This window comes from Brevundimonas sp. NPDC058933 (genome assembly GCF_049315965.1).
GTDB lineage: Bacteria > Pseudomonadota > Alphaproteobacteria > Caulobacterales > Caulobacteraceae > Brevundimonas.
In genome coordinates this window covers 126,582-143,376 of sequence record NZ_JBMOSL010000007.1, presented here as the reverse complement: position 1 = coordinate 143,376, position 16,795 = coordinate 126,582, and the positions used below count along the sequence as shown (strand labels likewise).

The 16,795-nt window shown below is 68.7% G+C and carries 20 protein-coding genes; 3 read left to right on the top strand and 17 right to left on the bottom strand.

Annotated elements, in window-relative coordinates; translation table 11 throughout:
* Positions 1 to 158 precede the first annotated feature (158 nt).
* From ACOZBP_RS12825 to ACOZBP_RS12810, 4 genes are all read right to left on the bottom strand, one after another.
* Positions 159 to 566 carry a DUF3168 domain-containing protein gene (locus tag ACOZBP_RS12825; protein ID WP_422676822.1) on the bottom strand — a complete coding sequence of 136 codons (408 nt, stop codon included), beginning with the start codon at positions 564 to 566 and terminating at the stop codon, positions 159 to 161.
* Positions 563 to 868 (bottom strand): phage head completion protein, encoded by a 306-nt coding sequence (locus tag ACOZBP_RS12820; protein WP_422676821.1) that lies wholly within the window; start codon positions 866 to 868, stop codon positions 563 to 565. The genes ACOZBP_RS12825 and ACOZBP_RS12820 overlap by 4 nt, the downstream gene beginning before the upstream one ends.
* A gap of 5 nt (positions 869 to 873) precedes the next feature.
* A complete protein-coding gene (locus ACOZBP_RS12815; protein WP_422676820.1) occupies positions 874 to 1,140 on the bottom strand; it encodes a head-tail connector protein in 267 nt (88 codons plus the stop codon).
* Positions 1,141 to 1,318: 178 nt separating this feature from the next.
* Entirely contained in the window at positions 1,319 to 2,566 is a 1,248-nt protein-coding gene (locus ACOZBP_RS12810; protein ID WP_422676819.1) for a phage major capsid protein, read from the bottom strand.
* 110 nt (positions 2,567 to 2,676) lie between these two features.
* Here ACOZBP_RS12810 and ACOZBP_RS12805 point away from each other — a divergent pair, with 110 nt between their 5' ends.
* Positions 2,677 to 3,480, top strand: a complete 804-nt coding sequence (locus tag ACOZBP_RS12805; protein WP_422676818.1) for a hypothetical protein — start codon at positions 2,677 to 2,679, stop codon at positions 3,478 to 3,480.
* Here the strand turns inward: ACOZBP_RS12805 and ACOZBP_RS12800 are convergent.
* From ACOZBP_RS12800 to ACOZBP_RS12770, 7 genes are all read right to left on the bottom strand, one after another.
* Entirely contained in the window at positions 3,477 to 3,899 is a 423-nt protein-coding gene (locus ACOZBP_RS12800) for an HK97 family phage prohead protease (protein ID WP_422676828.1), read from the bottom strand. The genes ACOZBP_RS12805 and ACOZBP_RS12800 overlap by 4 nt on opposite strands.
* A 149-nt stretch (positions 3,900 to 4,048) precedes the next feature.
* Positions 4,049 to 4,273 (bottom strand): hypothetical protein, encoded by a 225-nt coding sequence (locus tag ACOZBP_RS12795; protein WP_422676817.1) that lies wholly within the window; start codon positions 4,271 to 4,273, stop codon positions 4,049 to 4,051.
* A 167-nt stretch (positions 4,274 to 4,440) separates the two neighbouring features.
* On the bottom strand, positions 4,441 to 5,619 hold the full coding sequence (locus ACOZBP_RS12790) for a phage portal protein (RefSeq protein WP_422676816.1): 1,179 nt from the start codon (positions 5,617 to 5,619) through the stop codon (positions 4,441 to 4,443).
* Positions 5,620 to 5,787: 168 nt separating this feature from the next.
* Entirely contained in the window at positions 5,788 to 6,993 is a 1,206-nt protein-coding gene (locus ACOZBP_RS12785) for a DNA-packaging protein (protein WP_422676815.1), read from the bottom strand.
* Positions 6,932 to 7,429: a hypothetical protein gene (locus ACOZBP_RS12780; RefSeq protein WP_422676814.1), complete on the bottom strand. Its 498-nt coding sequence runs from the start codon at positions 7,427 to 7,429 to the stop codon at positions 6,932 to 6,934. The genes ACOZBP_RS12785 and ACOZBP_RS12780 overlap by 62 nt, the downstream gene beginning before the upstream one ends.
* Positions 7,430 to 7,669: 240 nt before the next feature.
* A complete protein-coding gene (locus ACOZBP_RS12775; protein ID WP_422676813.1) occupies positions 7,670 to 10,093 on the bottom strand; it encodes an ATP-binding protein in 2,424 nt (807 codons plus the stop codon).
* A 53-nt stretch (positions 10,094 to 10,146) separates the two neighbouring features.
* Positions 10,147 to 10,617, bottom strand: coding sequence for a YcgN family cysteine cluster protein (locus tag ACOZBP_RS12770; RefSeq protein ID WP_422676812.1), 471 nt, complete (start codon positions 10,615 to 10,617; stop codon positions 10,147 to 10,149).
* Positions 10,618 to 10,747: 130 nt separating this feature from the next.
* Here ACOZBP_RS12770 and ACOZBP_RS12765 point away from each other — a divergent pair, with 130 nt between their 5' ends.
* A complete protein-coding gene (locus ACOZBP_RS12765; protein WP_422676811.1) occupies positions 10,748 to 11,056 on the top strand; it encodes an endonuclease domain-containing protein in 309 nt (102 codons plus the stop codon).
* Positions 11,057 to 11,223: 167 nt separating this feature from the next.
* Here the strand turns inward: ACOZBP_RS12765 and ACOZBP_RS12760 are convergent, their stop codons facing one another.
* A complete protein-coding gene (locus ACOZBP_RS12760; RefSeq protein ID WP_422676810.1) occupies positions 11,224 to 11,562 on the bottom strand; it encodes a DMT family transporter in 339 nt (112 codons plus the stop codon).
* Positions 11,559 to 12,143 (bottom strand): TetR/AcrR family transcriptional regulator, encoded by a 585-nt coding sequence (locus ACOZBP_RS12755; RefSeq protein WP_422676809.1) that lies wholly within the window; start codon positions 12,141 to 12,143, stop codon positions 11,559 to 11,561. Before ACOZBP_RS12755 ends, ACOZBP_RS12760 begins: the two co-directional genes overlap by 4 nt.
* 106 nt (positions 12,144 to 12,249) lie before the next feature.
* On the opposite strand from ACOZBP_RS12755, the gene ACOZBP_RS12750 reads away from it, so the two are divergent.
* Positions 12,250 to 14,070, top strand: coding sequence for an ABC-F family ATP-binding cassette domain-containing protein (locus ACOZBP_RS12750; protein ID WP_422676808.1), 1,821 nt, complete (start codon positions 12,250 to 12,252; stop codon positions 14,068 to 14,070).
* Between the two features lie 174 nt (positions 14,071 to 14,244).
* On the opposite strand, the gene ACOZBP_RS12745 is transcribed toward ACOZBP_RS12750, so the two are convergent.
* From ACOZBP_RS12745 to ACOZBP_RS12730, 4 genes are all read right to left on the bottom strand, one after another.
* Positions 14,245 to 14,571, bottom strand: coding sequence for a hypothetical protein (locus ACOZBP_RS12745; protein ID WP_422676807.1), 327 nt, complete (start codon positions 14,569 to 14,571; stop codon positions 14,245 to 14,247).
* A 92-nt stretch (positions 14,572 to 14,663) separates the two neighbouring features.
* Positions 14,664 to 15,737 (bottom strand): ribosome small subunit-dependent GTPase A, encoded by a 1,074-nt coding sequence (gene rsgA, locus ACOZBP_RS12740; protein WP_422676806.1) that lies wholly within the window; start codon positions 15,735 to 15,737, stop codon positions 14,664 to 14,666.
* A gap of 217 nt (positions 15,738 to 15,954) precedes the next feature.
* On the bottom strand, positions 15,955 to 16,128 hold the full coding sequence (locus ACOZBP_RS12735) for a DUF1328 family protein (RefSeq protein WP_422676805.1): 174 nt from the start codon (positions 16,126 to 16,128) through the stop codon (positions 15,955 to 15,957).
* Positions 16,129 to 16,194: 66 nt separating this feature from the next.
* Entirely contained in the window at positions 16,195 to 16,446 is a 252-nt protein-coding gene (locus ACOZBP_RS12730; RefSeq protein ID WP_422676804.1) for a hypothetical protein, read from the bottom strand.
* Positions 16,447 to 16,795 lie beyond the last annotated feature (349 nt).

Here is a 16,795-nt window from a genome sequence, read left to right as displayed (position 1 = left end):
TCTCCCTCCCCTTCATGGGGAGGGTGGCTGAGCCCGCAGGGCGAAGCCGGGTGGGGAGGGCCAGGCTGTTCACACGCAGCGCCTAGCATCGCCCCGCCGCCCCCACCCGGTCGCTATCGCGACCACCCTCCCCATGAAGGGGAGGGAGAGGCGTCGCGCTAAACCTCTTCCGTCACGGCCCGCAGCCGCATCACCGCCCAGGCGCGTTTCAGATCCGCGCTGCGAAACACGTCGGTAAAGGTCACGCCCAGGCTGACCGCCTTCACCCCGTCGGCCTCGACGGCGGCATCCGCCACCCGCGCCCGCACCGCCGCCGCCACCGCCCGCGCCTCTTCCATGCCGGCGAAGCGGCTGGCGCAGGTCAGGGTCAGCCGATGCTCGACCCCGCCGCCGTCGGCGTTCAGCCCCCGGCTCTCGCCCTTGCCGATCAGCAGATGCGGAAACGCCGCCCCCTCCGGCGGCTGGTCCCAGACCCTTGCCGGATCGCCCAGCAGCGCCGCCAGAGCCGCGTCGCCCTTCAACCAGGCGATCAGCGCCTTGATCAGCGCCCCCTCATGATCCCTCATCGCGCCCGCTCCAGGTTCAGCCGCACGCGCCCCGCCGCCTTGGGATCGGCCTCGATCCCCGCAACCGCCCAGTCGGCTCCGCCGAAGCGCAGCACCAGCCCCTCGGCCAGCCGCGGATCGGCCCGCACCGTGGCGCTCAACGTCTCCACCCCGCGCGTCACGCCCGCTTCCGTCCGCTCGCGCCGTCGCCGCGCCCCAAGGCTCAGCCACAACGACCCGACCGGCTCATAGCTGACGACCCGCCCGCCATAGGGCGTCTCCGCCTCCACCGCCCGCACCAGGCTCGCGATCACCTTCATCATCCCGCTCACAGCCGCACCACGCGATAAGGCGCGATCCACCCCTCGACCGGCGCCGTGCTCATCTCGCCCTCGCCGCGCTCATAGGCCCGCAGCACCAGCATCATCACCGCCAGCCGCAACGGCGCAGGCGACGTCGAGGTCAGGCTCAGCCCCACCTCCCCCTCCATCCGCGCCCTCGCAGCCTCGATCAGGGTCCGGATCAGCCCGTCCTCCGCCTCATGCTCGACGCGCAGGAACAGCTTCGCCTCCGTGAGGCTCACGGGTGCGCTCATTTGAAATCTCCAATGTTCGGACGCTGCCCCTTTCCTCCCCATTCCATGGGGAGGGGGACCACGAAGTGGTGGAGGGGGCGACGCCGCCGTCAGACGTCGAGCCGCCCCCTCCGTCACGTCGCTACCGCGACGCGCCACCTCCCCATCGCTCCGCGACAGGGAGGAAAGTCCTCAGCCTCTACGAGGCCGCGAACTTCATCAGCTTGATCGCATCAAAGTTCTGCACCCCGCCGCCCACGCGCTTGGTCGTGTAGAACAGCACATAGGGCTTGGCCGAATAGGGATCGCGCAGCACCCGCACCCCCGCCCGATCGACGATCAGATAACCGCGCGAGAAGTCGCCGAACGCGATCGACAGACTATTGGCCGCCACGTCCGGCATGGTCTCGATCTCGGTGACCGGATAGCCCAGCAACGACGCCGTCTCGCCCGGCCGCGTCGCCGGCGACCAGACATAGTTCCCGTCCGCGTCCTTGAACTTGCGCACCGTCGAGACCGTGCGCCGGTTCATGACAAAGCGCCCGTTCGGTCGATACTGGGCCTTGGGCGCATAGATCAGGTCGATCAGCCTGTCCGCCGGACTGGTCGAGGCGAAGGCGCCCGCAGCCCCCGAGGCCACCGTGCCGATCTGGCCCCAGGTCTGGGTCCCTTCCGTCGCCGTCGCATAGGCCAGGAAGCCCTTGGGCTTGTTGACCCCGTCGCCGCTGACGAAGGCCGCCGTCTCCTGCGCCGCAAAGGCGTCCTCGACCTCGGCCGCCAGCCATTCGTCCAGGTCGATCAGGGCGTCGTCCAACAGGCTCTGCGTCGCCGCCGGACAGGCGTAGAGATCGGCCGACGAGAACTCCAGCAAGGACAGTGTCGCCGGGTCCGTCTCGGGTCGGGCCGCCGTCTCGGCCACCCAGCCCGCCGTCACGCCCGCCGTCGACACCGGCTTCCTGAACACGCCCGAACCCACCGTGCGCACCGTGGCGATCTCGCGCATCGGCGATCCCGCCATCAGGCGTCGCTCAATGGCGCGCTCCGTCTCCGGCGGCACGACATAACCCGCCGAGTTCGAGGCCGACGACAGCCCCGCCTTCAGCTCCAGCCCATAGGACTGACCCGACTTCATATAGCCGTCCCAGGCGCTCTTTTCCTCCCCATGGAATGGGGAGGGGGACCGCGAAGCGGTGGAGGGGGCGACGCCGCCCTCAACCATAGGCCTGCGCCCCTCGCTCAGCGCGCGGTCGAGACGCGCCTGCGCCCCCGTCACCGCCTGATCGATGCGCGCCACCTTCTCCTCCAGCAGCACATCGGCCGACGCCTTCTTCTCGATCTCGTCCAGCCGGGCGTCGTTGGCCCCTTTGAACGCCTCGAACGCCGCCATCATCTCATGCAGGGCGGCGCGCGCCTCGGGATTACCCGACACGGTCTTGATCTCTTTCATGCTCTCTCCGGTTGAAGAACCGCGATGTGCGGTTACGCTCGGTGCGCGGCCCGTATCGAGTCGCACCCTGATCCTGCCGCCGCGCAGGACGCTCCCTTGAAGGATCGCCCATGCGGCTGCTGTTGTTGTCTCTGCTCGCCGCCCTGTCGCTGGCGCCCGCCGCGCAAGCCGCTGACGACGCGCCCCCGGCCCAGGTCGAGGCCTGGCCGCTGACCCAGACCGGCGCCATCGGCTCCTCGATCTTCCTTCAGGACCGCGCCGCCGCCCGCGCCACCGACGCCCTGCTCGCCCGCTTCGGCGGCAAGCCGCCCGAGGGTCTGATCGGCTGGATCGTGGTCGAGAACGGCGAGGATCAGCTGGTCCGCTTCCTCCTCGGCGACCCCGCCGCCCCGCGTCCCGGCTACGACATCCTGGTCGACAAGAACGGCCGCGCCGGCGCCGTGATCGAGGCGACCGGCGCCGCCCTCCCCGACGATCAGGCCGTGCGCTACTTCGCCCGCAACACCGCCGCCTCCGGCATCGGCGCCCTGCGCTGCGCCGCCCGCTACAACGCCGTGGTTCTGGACGATCCCGACAGCGACGGCTGGCTGGTCTGGCTGCTGGCCTCGACCACCGACGCCAACAAGGTGCCGATGGGCGGCCACTATCGCTTCCACGTCAGCGCCGACGGCCGCACCCTCGAAAAGCGCGAGCAACTGTCCAACAGCTGCCTCGACCTCGACCGTCGTCAGGCTCAGCAAGGCGGCCAGACGGTCGGTCTGATCACCAGCGTCATCGTCGCCCCCCAGCCGCTGGAGGTTCACGTCTTCCTGTCCCTGCTCAACCGCCTGCCGATCTACGTCGCGGCCGGCGACAAGGTCTGGAGCGTCCAGGGCGCCCTGATCCGCGAGGTCGATACGTCGAAGAAGCGCTAGACCGGCCTGAACCGCGCGCCCGGCAGCATGGGAAAGGTCACCAGCGACACCTCCCACAGCTCCACCGCGCTCAGCACCCTTAAGCGCCCGTCGCGCCGCGCCTTGGCCGCGCGGAACCCGATGGACAGCCCGTCCAGCGCCCCCGCCCGCGTCAGCGCCTGGGCGTAGCGCGCCTCGGCCGACCAGTCGCAGAGGCGCCCGCGCACCCGCAGGCCCCGCTCGTCCTCGACCATCTGGTCCCAGACGCCGACCACCGCCCGGCTCTCGTGCTGATGCAGCATCCGCACCCCCGCCGCGCCGGTCTTTCCCAGGCTGTCGGCGTATGCGCCGCGCGCCACCACGTCCCCGTTCAGGTCGGCCGCCCCCCACAGCGAGGCGTAGCCTTCGATCCAGACCACACCCTTCTCCCTCCCCTTCATGGGGAGGGTGGCCGAGCCGTCAGGCGAGGCCGGGTGGGGGCGTTGTGGCGAGCCAGGCGCCGCGCCCTTCACTTCCAGCCCGCCCCACCCGGTCGCCGCTTCGCGTCGACCACCCTCCCCATCAAGGGGAGGGAGAAAACTGCGCTGCATCACTTCCCCTCCAGCCGACGCTCGATCCGGTCCACCGTCGCCCGCACCGCCTCGCCCTGGGCCTCCACCCGCGCCAGTCGCTCGGCCACCAGCCTCTGCTCACCCACCCTCTGCTCCAGCGTCGCAATCCGCGCCGCCGCCCCGCCGGCCCAGACCAGCCCGCCGATGGTCTGCACCAGCAGGGCCGCGATCAGGGCGACAGGCACCTTCTTCCAGTCCGTCATCTTCACCTTTCTCCCTCCCCTTCATGGGGAGGGTGGTCGCGTAGCGACCGGGTGGGGAGGGCGTGGCGACACGGAGCGCGGCGGCTGCCTAGCCTTGCCGCCCCCACCCGTCTTCGCCCTTCGGGCTCAGCCACCCTCCCCATGAAGGGGAGGGAGAGGCCTCGCGCCTACTCGCCCACCCCCGCCATTCGCCGCCGCTCCTCATCCGTCAGGAAGCTCGCCGCATTCAGCCGCGCCCACAGCGCATCCCGCTCGACCTGCAAGGCCGGAACCGCATCCAGATCCGCCTCGATCCGGCAATCCGTGAACCGCCCGCCCAGCCAGCCCGTCATCGCCCCCGCCGCCTTCCTCACCAGCGGGATCACCGTCCCGCGCCAGAAGGCGGCGTTGGCCTCGCGATAGTTGGCGTAGGTCGCGTCGCCCGGTATCCCCAGCAGCTGCGGCGGCACCCCGAACGCCAGGGCGATCTCCCGCGCCGCCGCGTGCTTGCCGGCGATGAAGTCCATGTCGTGCGGCGTCAGGCTCATCGGCTTCCAGTCCAGCCCGCCTTCCAGCAGCAACGGCCGCCCGGCGTTCCTCGCCCCCGCATGGGCCTCGCCCAGCTCCGCCTTCAGCGCCTCGAACTGCTCGCCCGTCAGCCGCTCGCCGTCCCTGGCGCCGTACACCAGCGCCCCCGACGGCCTGGCCGCATTGTCCAGCAGCGCCTTGTTCCAGGCCCCCGACGCATTGTGCACGTCGATGGCGAAGGCCGCCGCCTCCAGCGGTGAAAACCCGTAGTGGTCGTCGGTCGGATGAAACAGCTTCAGATGCATGACCGGCGACCAGCCGTCGCCGTGCCGCCCGATCCGAACCGCCTGCCCGCCGACCGCATACTCATAGGCCTCGGGCCAGCCCGCCCTTCCGGGGACCACCTTCACCCGGTCCGGCCGCAGCGCCCAAAGCTCATCAGGAACCCCGTCGCCATCGGCGTCCCCCGACGCCTCGACATAGGCGTTGCCCGCCGTTTGCAAGGCGCCGTAAACCGCCTCCATCAGTTCCCCGCCCGACTGCTCGGGATTGGGCTTGGCCAGCAGCCGCGCCAGCGGATGTTCCGTCGTCCGCACGCCCCCGACCATGACCATCAAGGGCGTCGACGCCGCCGCCTCCGCGATCATCCGCACGCAGCGATAGGCCACGGCGTTCTTCGCGAACCCCTCGTCCGCCAGATGCGCATAGTCGCGCGGCGTCCACCGCGCCCGGCCCGCCCCCGTCAGGGCGATCAACGGCCCCGCCCGGCTGTCCTTGGTTTCAGGCGCGTCGATGCGCCGCCGACCAAACGGTCGTCGCCAATCCATTGAAATCTCCATGATCTTTCTCCCTCCCCTTCATGGGGAGGGTGGTCGCGCAGCGACCGGGTGGGGAGGGCGTGGCGACACGGAGCGCGACGGCTGCCTAGCCTTGCCGCCCCCACCCGTCTTCGCCCTTCGGGCTCAGCCACCCTCCCCATGAAGGGGAGGGAGAAGCCCGCTCCTGTATTAAAGCGCCCGCAGCCTCGGCTGCGTCTTCCCGGCCAGCAGCAGATGGGTCAGCGCCCACACCAGGGCGTCCGCCCGGTCGGGGCTCTTGGCCCCCGCCGCCTCGCTCCCCAGCGCCATCATCTCTTCTTCCAGCGCCGGGAAAGCCCCGCAGTGAACCACCCGCCCCTGCTCGTACAAGGCGGCCACCGGCTCGGCCCGCGCCTTCTTCGACCGGCTGGCGTGGACCAGCTTGATCTGAACCTCGCAGTCCGCCTGCCCCAGCAGGGTCCGCACCATCTCCCCGCCCTGATTAGCCTCGGCCAGCACCAGGTCGGCGTCGAACGCCCTTGCCGTCTCCGCGACCCGCTGCGCCCATCCGGCGGGCGACAGCCCCCGCGCCGAACGGTCCGCCAGCACGTAGCCGACCTTGTCCTTCCTCCCCGCGACCACGATGCCGCAGGCGTCGCCGTGGGCGCTGGCGGGCGGGTCCACCGCCACCACCGTCCGCTCGAACTTCGCCGGTCGGCTCCCCCGCGCCCGCGCCAGATCCTCGGCCCGGAACAGGGCGCCGTCCGCCTCGACGATCAGCCCCTCCATCTCCTGGGCCTCCAGCCGCGTCCCGGCGTAGAGCGCCTTCAGATGGCTCAAAAATCCCGGCGACAGGTTGCCCGCATTGGCCGCCGTCGCCAGCCGCGCCTTGACCACCCCCGGCTCGGCCAGCAACCGCCGCAGCGCCGCGATCGGCCTCGGCGTCGTGGTGATCGCCAGCTTGGGATCATCCCCCAGCCGCAACCCGAACCTCAGGTTCGACAGCGTCGTCTCCGGGTGTCTCCACGCACAGAACTCGTCGGCCCAGGCTCCATGAAACTGCGGCCCGCGCAGACTGTCCGGGTCCTCCGCCGAAAAGGCGTAGGCCGCCGAGCCGCTCGGCCAGATCAGCCTGCGCCGCCCCGCCTCCCAGCGCGGCCGGTTGTCCCTCGCCGCCTGGGCCTTCAGCCCAGACGGTCCCTCGACCATGACCTCGCGCACATCGTGCAGCGCCGGCCCGACCAGAGCAAACGTCAGCTCCTTCTCCCGCGCCAGCTCGTTCATCCAGAACCCGCCGGCGAAGGTCTTGCCCGACCCCCGTCCGCCCAGCAGCACCCAGGTCCGCCAGTCGGGCTCACGCGGCGCGATCTGTTCGTCGTTCAGCCTCGGCGTCGCCCGGATCCAGGCCCGCAGCACCCGGATCTTCTCCTCGCGCGGCAGCCCCTCGACCCAGTCCCGCAGCAAGGGACTTGCGCTCGAAGGCTGCGACGAGATGATCGACACGGGCGAAGAATTCGGCCTGGAGCCCGGCCAGTTCGGCGTCGCTGACATCACGATCGTCTTCGCTCATTTCATCCTCATCAGGGGTCTTGCGGGCGGGGCGCGACTTCAGCGCCGCCACCGCCTTGGCCGTGCGCGCCAGAACGCCGACGGCCCGCGCCCGCTTCTCGGCCTCGGCCACGTCGTTTGGCGCCGGGGCGGCCGCCACCACGGCGATCGCCTGATCGGTCAGGGTCTTCAGCCGGTCGAACACCTCGTCCAGCCAGTCCGCGCCCTGCCCCGCCTCGTCCCCATTTCCCGTCATGCCCAAACCATAGCGGACCAGCGTCCTCAGGCTGGCGAACAGCCGCAAGAACGGATCAATCGCTGGAATTTACCGGGTTTGGGCGCGGCGACTGCGATAGCCGCCGCGGGATGCCGCTCTTTCCTCCCCACTTTGTGGGGAGGGGGACCGCGTAGCGGTGGAGGGGGCGGCGGCGCCATCAATCATTTGGGCGCAAATTCGGACAGGGTGCCGCCGCCCCCTCCGTCACGGCCGCTGCGCGCCCGCGCCACCTCCCCATCGCTTCGCGACAGGGAGGAAAGCACGCGATCACCCCGCCAGCGCTTCGTCCCCACCCCCGCCGGCTTCCGCCAGCCAGCGCCCCAAGGCTCCCGCCAGTTCGACGATCTGGATGGGCTTGGCCAGATGCCCGTCCATGCCTGCGTCCAGACACCGCGACACCTGATCCGCCTGCACATTGGCCGTCAGCGCCAGGATCGGCGTCCGCCGTCCGGTGCCGACCTGCATCCGCCGGATTTCCCGCGTCGCCGTCAGGCCGTCCATGACCGGCATGTGCACGTCCATCAACACCAGGTCATAGGCCCCGGTCTGCATGGCCTGCACCGCCTCGGCCCCGTCGCAGACCGTGTCGATCTCCAGGCCCAGACCCCGCAGGATGGCGCTGACCAGTTCCCGGTTTCCGGGCGCATCGTCGGCCAGCAGGATGCGTCCCCCCGCCATCCCGCCGGGCGTCGGCAAAGGCTCGTCGCCCCTGGCCAGACGTCCCACCGCGCCGCCCTGGGCCAGAGGCGTCTCGAACCAGAAGGTCGCGCCCCTGCCTGGCTGGCTGTCGACGCCGATTTCGCCATCCATGATCTCGATCAGACGACGCGAGATCGCCAGTCCCAGTCCGGTGCCGCCATAGACCCGCGTGGTCGAGGCGTCGGCCTGCGAGAAGCGCTGGAACAGGACCTCGATCTTCTCCGCCGGGATGCCGATCCCGGTATCGGTCACCTCCACCCGCAGGCGCCAGCGGCCATCGGATTCCGGCCGTCCGCCGACCCGCAGGGTCACCCCGCCCTTGCCGGTGAACTTCACGGCGTTGGACAGGAAGTTCAGCATGACCTGACGCAGGCGTCCGGCGTCTCCCGTCAGCACGGCGGGCATGGCGGCGTCGACCACCACCTTCAGCTTCAGCCCCTTGCTCAGGCACTGGCCCTCGACGATCGCCGCCGCGCCGTCCACAAGGGCCGCCACCTGGAAGGGCTCCGGATCCATCTCGATCGCGTTCGCTTCCAGCTTGGAATAGTCGAGGATGTCGTTGATGACGCCAAGAAGCGCCTCGGACGCCGTTGCAATCCGGTCGACGTAGGTCCGCTCCTGTGCAGGCAGGGCTTCCGATCCTTGCAACAGGCCCGAGAACCCGATCACGCTGGTCAGGGGCGTCCGCAGTTCATGGCTCATGTTGGCCAGAAACTCGCTCTTGGCCTGCGCCGCCTTTTCCGCCCTTTCCTTGGCGTCGATGACCTCGTCTTCCAGCGCCTTGCGCCGGGTCATGTCGCGGATCACCACCACCACGTCGTCGACATGGCCATTCTCATCCTTGAGCGCCTTGAAGGTGCACTCGACCCAGATCACCGTGCCGTTCCTGTGCACCGCCCGGTGTTCCAGGCGGCTCGGCGTGCCGCTCTTCACGGCCTCGCCGATGGCTTTGAGCACCAGGTGGCGATCTTCCGGATAGACGTAGTCCTGGGACTGGCCGCTCATCTCCTCGAACGTCCAGCCCAGCAGTTGCTGGATAGCCGGCGAGATATACTTGCTCGACCCGTCCATCTTCACGCGGGTGATGACGTCGCCGATGTTCTCGGCCAGCAGGCGATACCGCCCCTCGTCGCGCCGCGCGCGAGCCAGCACCCTCTCCTGCTCGGTCACGTCCTGGAAGACGCCGAACATGGCGATGACCCGGCCGGTTTCGTCCACCTCGGTCTCGGCGTGGGTCAGGACGCGTCGTTCCTCGCCGTCCGGGCGAACGATCTGCAGCTTGGCCATATAGCCTTCGCCGTCTTCCAGCCCCCGCTGGATCATATCGGTCAGGGCCTGGCGGTCGCCCTCGACATAGAAGTCCAGCGCGCTGTCGAGGTTGGGATCAAAGCTGTCGCGATCGACGCCGTGTATCCGATAGACCTCATCCGACCACTCGACGACGCCCGTGGCCCGTTCCAGCCGCCAGTGGCCGACGCCCGACATCTGTTCGACCAGCCGCAGCGTCTCCAGACGCTCGTCGCGAATGCGCGCCGCCTCGATGCCGGCGATGATGTCCTCGGCCATGCCCGCCAGCAGCTTGAGCTGAGCAAGCTCCCGGTCGCTCGGCGCCGGCATGGGGTGATCATGCAGGACGCTCAGCGCCCCGATCGGCGTCCCCTCCGGCCCGCACACCGTCGCGGCGGCGAAGAATCTCAGGTTGGCGTGCCCCGCCACGATCGGATGGTCCCTGACGCGCGGGTCCTGGGTCGTGTCGGGGATGACCAGGACCGCCCCGCGCCCCATCGCGGTCACCAGAGGCGCAAGGCTGTTCTCGCGCGGGGTTCGCGTCGAACACAGCCCGGCGTTGGACCGGATGATCGCTTCCGTCGGGGTCAGCAGGGTCACCACCGCAGCCCGGCAGTCGAACAGGGTCGCCGCCAGATCGACCAGCCGGTGGAAAGGCCCCCCCGGGGCGTCGAGCGCCTCGATGCTCTTGGTGGTGAATGACAAGATTACGCCTCCCGAAGCTTTCGTTTTCGCCGAAAGCGCCGAACGAAACGTTATCAGCCGGGGTTTTTCGACCCGCGTTCGAGGACCCACTCCGGCGCCTCGAAGTCCAGGGCGTCTTCCTCGGTGGCCAGCGCGGTCTCGGAAATCGTCTGCCGACGGATCGATACCCCCGCCGTGTGCACCGTCTCGGGATCGCCCGACACCAGCGGATGCCACCAGGCCAGGCCCCGCCCCTCATGCACCCGGCGATAGCCGCACGACGGCGGCAGCCAGCGCAGCCCCGCGATCTTGCCCGGCGTCAGCTTGATGCAGTCCGGCACGTGCTCCTGCCGGTTGGCGTAGTCCGAACAGGTGCACCTGTCCGGGTCGAACAGCTTGCAGTGCACTCGCGTCGGCACGATCTCGCCGGTGTTCTCGTCCTCGAAGCGAATGAGGCAGCACAGGCCGCACCCGTCGCACAGGCTCTCCCACTCGGTGGCCGACATCTCCGTCAGCGGCGTTGTTTCCCAGAAGGGACGCTCCATTCAATCCTCCCCTGCGCAGCGGGGGAGGGGGACCATGCGCAGCATGGTGGAGGGGGCGGAAATGTGCGTACGCTGAGCCATGAGAGCGCCGCTCCTTACAGAAAAACGCGCCCGGAGTCTGCGTCGTACGATGACGCCGCCCGAAGCCGCGCTCTGGATGCGCCTGCGTCCACGCCGCGACGGCCTGCCGAGCTTTCGCCGCCAGCACCCGATCGGCCCCTACATCCTGGACTTCTACTGCGCCCGCCTGCGCCTGGCCGTCGAAGTCGATGGCCTGATCCACGGCACAGGACAAACGCCCGCCCATGACGACCGACGCGACGCCTGGCTGCGCTCACAAGGGATCGAAGTTATCCGCTACGCCGCCGCCGATGTCCTGAAAGACGCCGACGCCGTGGCTCACTCCATCTGGACCCTGGTTCTGTCCCGCACGCGCTAACCCTTCGATCCTCCCCCGTTCACGGGGGAGGGGGACCATGCGCAGCATGGTGGAGGGGGCGGAAACGGGCTGGCGTTCAGAAGAACACAGCGAGGCGCGGGGCGCTTGCCCCCTCCACCGCCTACGGCGGTCCCCCTCCCCCGCTACGCAAGGGAGGATCGCCAGCCTCAGTGCGTCACGCTCTTGGAGAAGACGTTGATCACCACCACCCCGCCGACGATCATGACCAGGCCGACGACCGCCGGCAGATCCAGCTTCTGCTTGAACAGGAACAGGCCGATCACCGAGATCAGCACCACGCCCAGCCCGCTCCAGATGGCGTAGGCCAGTCCCACCGGCATCTGCTTCAGCGCGATGGTCAGCAGGTAGAAGGCCAGGCCGTAACAGAGCGCCAGCCCCGCCGTCGGCCAGGGCTTGGTGAACTGCTGCGACGACTGCAACAGGGTGGTCCCCAGCACTTCAAAGCTGATGGCGCCCAGCAGGGCCGCCCAGGTGACCGGGTTCACTCCGCGTCACCCGTCTCTGCCAGCAAGACGCCAGGCGTCAGCAGCGACAACAGAGCCTTGCGCTGCTCCGGCGACACCTCGTGCGTGCCGAACAGATCGCTCATCCACAGACCGTCCGCAATCAGCCTCAGCATCAGGGCGTCGTCCTTGCCCGCCAAATCCACCGGGTCGTCCTCCGCCAGGGCCCGCATCGCCGCCTGCCAGCGCGTGATCAGGCTTGGCTCCACCGCGCAGGCCACCAGCGCCGCCCGGCCGATGCTGACGTCGCGATCGGTCACCGGGTCGTTGACCGTCACCCGCAGATAGGCGCGCGCATTGCGGCCATAGGGGTTGGGATCGCGCGCCGCCTCGGCCTGGATGGCGGCCGTCATCTCGGACGCCAGATGATCGATCACCCCCTCCAGCAAGGCCAGCTTGGTGGGGAAGTGATGCAGCAGGGCGCCCTTGCTGAACGGCAGGCGCGCGACCACGGCGTCCAGCTTCAACCCCGTCGCCCCCTGTTCGGCGGCGGCCTCTATGGCCATGTCGATGATCTCGGCGCGGGTGGCTTCCGGCGCGCGGCGGCGGGTCTGGGCGTCCATTGAGCCTTACTACCGTCCAGTTGGTATGTTTTCAAGCGATGGCCTGACCGCCCCCCTCGGTCTATAGGGACGCCCCTCCTCCCCTTTTATCGATCGCATCGTCTTCATGGCCGCTCGCCCCCCTCTCGTCGCCCTCAAGGACGTCCGCCTTCAGGACGGCCAGCGTCCCCTGTTCGACGGCGTCGATCTGGCGGTTGAACCGCGCAGCCGCGCCGCCCTTGTCGGGCGCAACGGGGCCGGCAAGTCGACCCTGATGAAGATCGTCATGGGCCTGATCGAGCAGGACTCCGGCGACCGCTCGGTCCAGGCCGGCACCCGCTTCGCCTATGTGCCCCAGGAGCCAGACGTTCAGGGCGAGACCCTGCTGGACTACGCCTCGTCCGGCGGCGCCGAGCGCTGGACCGCCGAAAGCTGGCTGGCCACCTTCGGCCTCGACCCGGAAAAGCCCGCCGTCGGCCTGTCGGGGGGCGAGACGCGCCGCGCGGCCCTGGCCAAGGCCTTCGCCGAAGAACCCGACGTCCTGATGCTGGACGAGCCGACCAACCACCTCGACATCCTGGCCATCGAACTGCTGGAGAACGAGCTGGTCCAGGCCCGCTTCGCCGTCCTGGTCGTCAGCCACGACCGCGCCTTCCTGAACAAGGTGACGAACACCGTCCACTGGCTGGAAAACCGCCGCGTCCGCACGCTGAACAAGGGCTTCAACGCCTTTGACGAGTGGTCCACCAAGGTCATGGAGGAAGAGGCCGAGTCCTTGCGCCGCCTGTCCAAGACCATCGAGCGCGAGACCGCGACCTTCTACTCCTCCATCACCGCCCGCCGCAGCCGCAACGAAGGCCGCGCCCGCTCGCTTCAGGCCCTGCGCTCCGAGCACGCCGAGCGGGCCAAGGATCAGCCGCGCGAGCTCTATCTCGGCGTCGATTCCGGCGTCACCTCGGGCAAGCTGGTGGCCGACCTCAAGGGCGTGTCGAAGGCCTTTGGCGACCGCGTCATCTTCAAGCCCTTCACCACCCGCATCATCCGCGGCGACCGGCTGGCCATCGTCGGCCCCAACGGCGCGGGCAAGACCACCCTGGTCAAGACCCTGCTGGGTGAACTGACGCCCGACGAGGGCACGGTCAAACTCGGCTCCAACCTCGAACCCGTCTATCTGGATCAGTCGCGCGAGGGGCTGAAGTCGGACATGACCCTGTGGGACGCCCTGACGCCGGGCGGCGGCGACAGCATCATCGTGCGCGGCTTCTCCAAGCACGTCGCCGCCTACGCCAAAGACTTCCTGTTTTCCGAGGCCCAGCTGCGCCAACCGATCTCGACCCTGTCGGGCGGCGAGCGCAACCGCCTGCTGCTGGCCCGCGCCCTGGCCAAGCCCGCCAACATGCTGGTCCTCGACGAACCGACCAACGACCTGGACATGGACACCCTCGACAAGCTGGAAGAGCTGCTCGAGACCTATGACGGCACCCTGATCCTGGTCAGCCACGACCGCGACTTCGTTGACCGCCTGGCCACCTCGACCATCGCCATGAACGGGCGCGGCGACATCGTCGAAACCCCCGGCGGCTGGACCGACTTCATCCGCCAGAACCCCGGCTTCCTCCAGCCCGGCGCCAACCCCCGCCCCCAGGACAAGGAGGCCGCCGCCCGCGCCGAGGCCAACCCCGCGCCCGCAGCCGTCGCCGCCAAGAAGCCCGGCAAGCTGTCCTTCAAGGACGCCCACCGGCTGAAGGAACTGGAAGCCCTGCTGGAAGCCCTCCCCGGCCAGATCGCCAAATACGATACGACCCTGGCCGACCAGAGCCTCTACACCCGTGATCCCGCCGCCTTCGACGCCGCCATGAAGGCCGCCGACAAGGCCAGAGCCGACCTCGAAGCCGCCGAACTGGAATGGCTGGAACTGGAAGAAAAAAAGGCGGCGCTGGGGGCCTGAGCCGCCACCGCCGCCTCAAGAGCCTGATCGGTTGAGGCGGAATCGCTTCGCGATTACGCCGATGCCGTGAATCAGGCTCCAGGATTGATGCTGGAGCGAATATCTGAGTTCAGATGCGATCGCATCTGAACCGATTGCGCTCTAGAGTGGTCGCCTGGATAGGCGGGCGCCTGATCAGGCGGGCTCAGCCTCGGCTTCTTCCGCCCGGTATTCTTCGGCGGAGACGAAGGCGGCGCCTTCCTCGTCCAGCACCCACATGCCGATGAAGGCGGCGTGCTCAGGCTCCAGATCTTCTTCCAGCAGGTCGCCGTCATACAGGCTGACATTGCTGTAGTCGAAGTCCAGCAGCAGCTGACCGGCCAGGCCGATCATCTCTTCGGCCATGCGGCGCGAATAGCCTACGGCTTCGCTCTCATTGGTGAAGTCGTCCGTCAGCGTATTGACCTCGGCCGCCTCGCTGCCTTCGGTCGCGCTGGTGGTGACGATTGTATAAGCGGGCATGGTCATCTCTCTTGGGGGTGGAACCCCACCCCTAAACCCTTTGCCGGCCGACGCCGCCTGATTTCGGCAAACGATCCGGTGATCGCGGTCGATTAGTCCCGCAAACCCCGGTCATTGCGCTTGGTGGCGCGGTAGTGCTTTTGCAGCCCCGCCAGACGACGGCGCTCGGCGTCCTTGGCCACGCGGTCCGCCTTCTCTTCCGCCGCCGCCAGTTCCAGCTTCAGCTTCTGGAAATGAGCCCAGCGATCCGGGTCCAGCGTCCCGCTCTCCAGCGCAGCGCGCACGGCGCAGCCCGGCTCGTTGGCGTGGCTGCAGTCGCTGAACTTGCAGTCCTGAGGCAGGTTTTCGATGTCGTCGAAGGCGGCGCTGACCCCCTCGTCGGCGTCGATCAGGCCGACTTCGCGGATGCCGGGCGTGTCCACGATCATGCCGCCGCCGGGCAGGCGGATCAGCTCGCGATGGCTGGTGGTGTGGCGTCCCTGGTCGTCGTATTCACGAATGGCCTGGGTCGCCATCCGGTCCTCGCTCAGGAAGGCGTTGACCAGACTGGATTTGCCGACGCCCGACGAGCCGATCAGGACGCAGGTCTCTCCGGGCGCGACCTGGGCCAGCAGCGCATCAAGGCCGTGGCCCTCCCGGACCGAAACCGCAAGCACCGGACACCCGGGCTCCAGGGCCGCAATTTCGGCGGCTTGGGCTTGCGGATCATCGCTGAGGTCGGACTTGGTCAACACCACCACCGGCCGCGCCCCGCTCTGCCATGCGGCGGCGAGATAGCGCTGGATGCGGCGCGGATTGAGGTCGGCGTTCATGGAGGTGACGATGAAGGCCACGTCGATGTTGGCGGCGATGATCTGCAGCCCTCGCGTGCTGTGCGCGGCCCGACGGACGAAGGCCGTGCTGCGCGGCAGGATGGCGTGGATGGTGGCGGCGCCTTCCTGCGGATTCTGCGACAGCGCCACCCAGTCGCCGACCGCCGGGTGGCCCAGCTCGCGGGCCTCGTGAAGCAGCCGACCGGACGCCTTCGCCCGAACCTCGCCCCCCTGCGTGACGACCAGATAGCCGTCGCGCTGCTGCAGCACGACCCGTCCGGGCGTGTGGCCGGCGCGCGCATGCGGCGCAAAGGCCGCCGCCAGCAGGTCCGACCATCCGTATTGCTCGATCAAATCAGAGGCTTCCTGTCGCCCGGGCGACTACTGCGGCTCACGTCTCTCTCTATGACGCCGTCTTTCAAGGACCGCCAGAGACCCTGTTCATGCTTTCGTCGGGGGCGGCAGACCAGGTCGACGGGGATGGGGATGCCCGTCACGCGCGGCCCTGTCGAACAGAAACGGCGGCTCCGCGAGAAGCCGCCGTTATTCCTCTGTCCCTGCCGGTGTCGGCTCAGGTGACCTTCTTGGCCGCCGTAAAGCCCAGAACCAGGAAGACCGCGAAGACGATCAACGCCAGAACCGCCAGGAACTTCGCTATGCCAGCCGCAGCCCCGGCGATGCCGCCAAAACCCAGAAGGCCGGCGACCAGAGCGATAATGGCGAAGATGATGGCCCACTTGATCATGTCGTTCTCCTTCAGATGAGGGCGAAACGACGGATTTCATTTGCGGTTCCGGTCCGCCCCCTCCGATCAGCGACTGCCGGTGGACCGGGCGATGGCGGCCCTCATGCCCTCGGCGTGCAGGGCGCCCGACGGGGCGATCTTGTGGTTCGGCGTCTCGACCGGGCCGTCATTGGCGGTCAGGTCCTCAGGCCCCGTCCAACTGGGATTTTCGGCCCTGCGCTGCACCGCTGCACGAAGATTGGCCGTCGCCGTTTCAGCGGGCGAGGCGGGGGTCTTGCGGTCATTCCGGTCAGGCGTGCAGTTTGACTGAACGGTCATGGCTCTTTCTCCTTCGGTTGATGGCGAAGAAGCGTTTCGGAAAAGACGACTGTTCCCCGGTCGTGGCGGTATGCCGCAACGGGCCGCTTTCCTGTGGACAGCCGCAAGGCCCTGATCCGCAGCCGCGAATTCCGTCCGCCCACAGATATCCACAGGCTTGTCCCCCGGGCTCGGGACGGTTCCGCACAGGCGACCGGATCTGGACGCTTGCCACATAGCGGATTCCGCGAGACCGTCAACAGGCCAACGGGACACGGCGGCGCGGAAATCTCAAACTCAGCAATGGGTTACAGAGATTTCGAGCGAACCGGCCCGGCTCTCTGACCCAGGGTTCCAAAGCCTTTTCGAA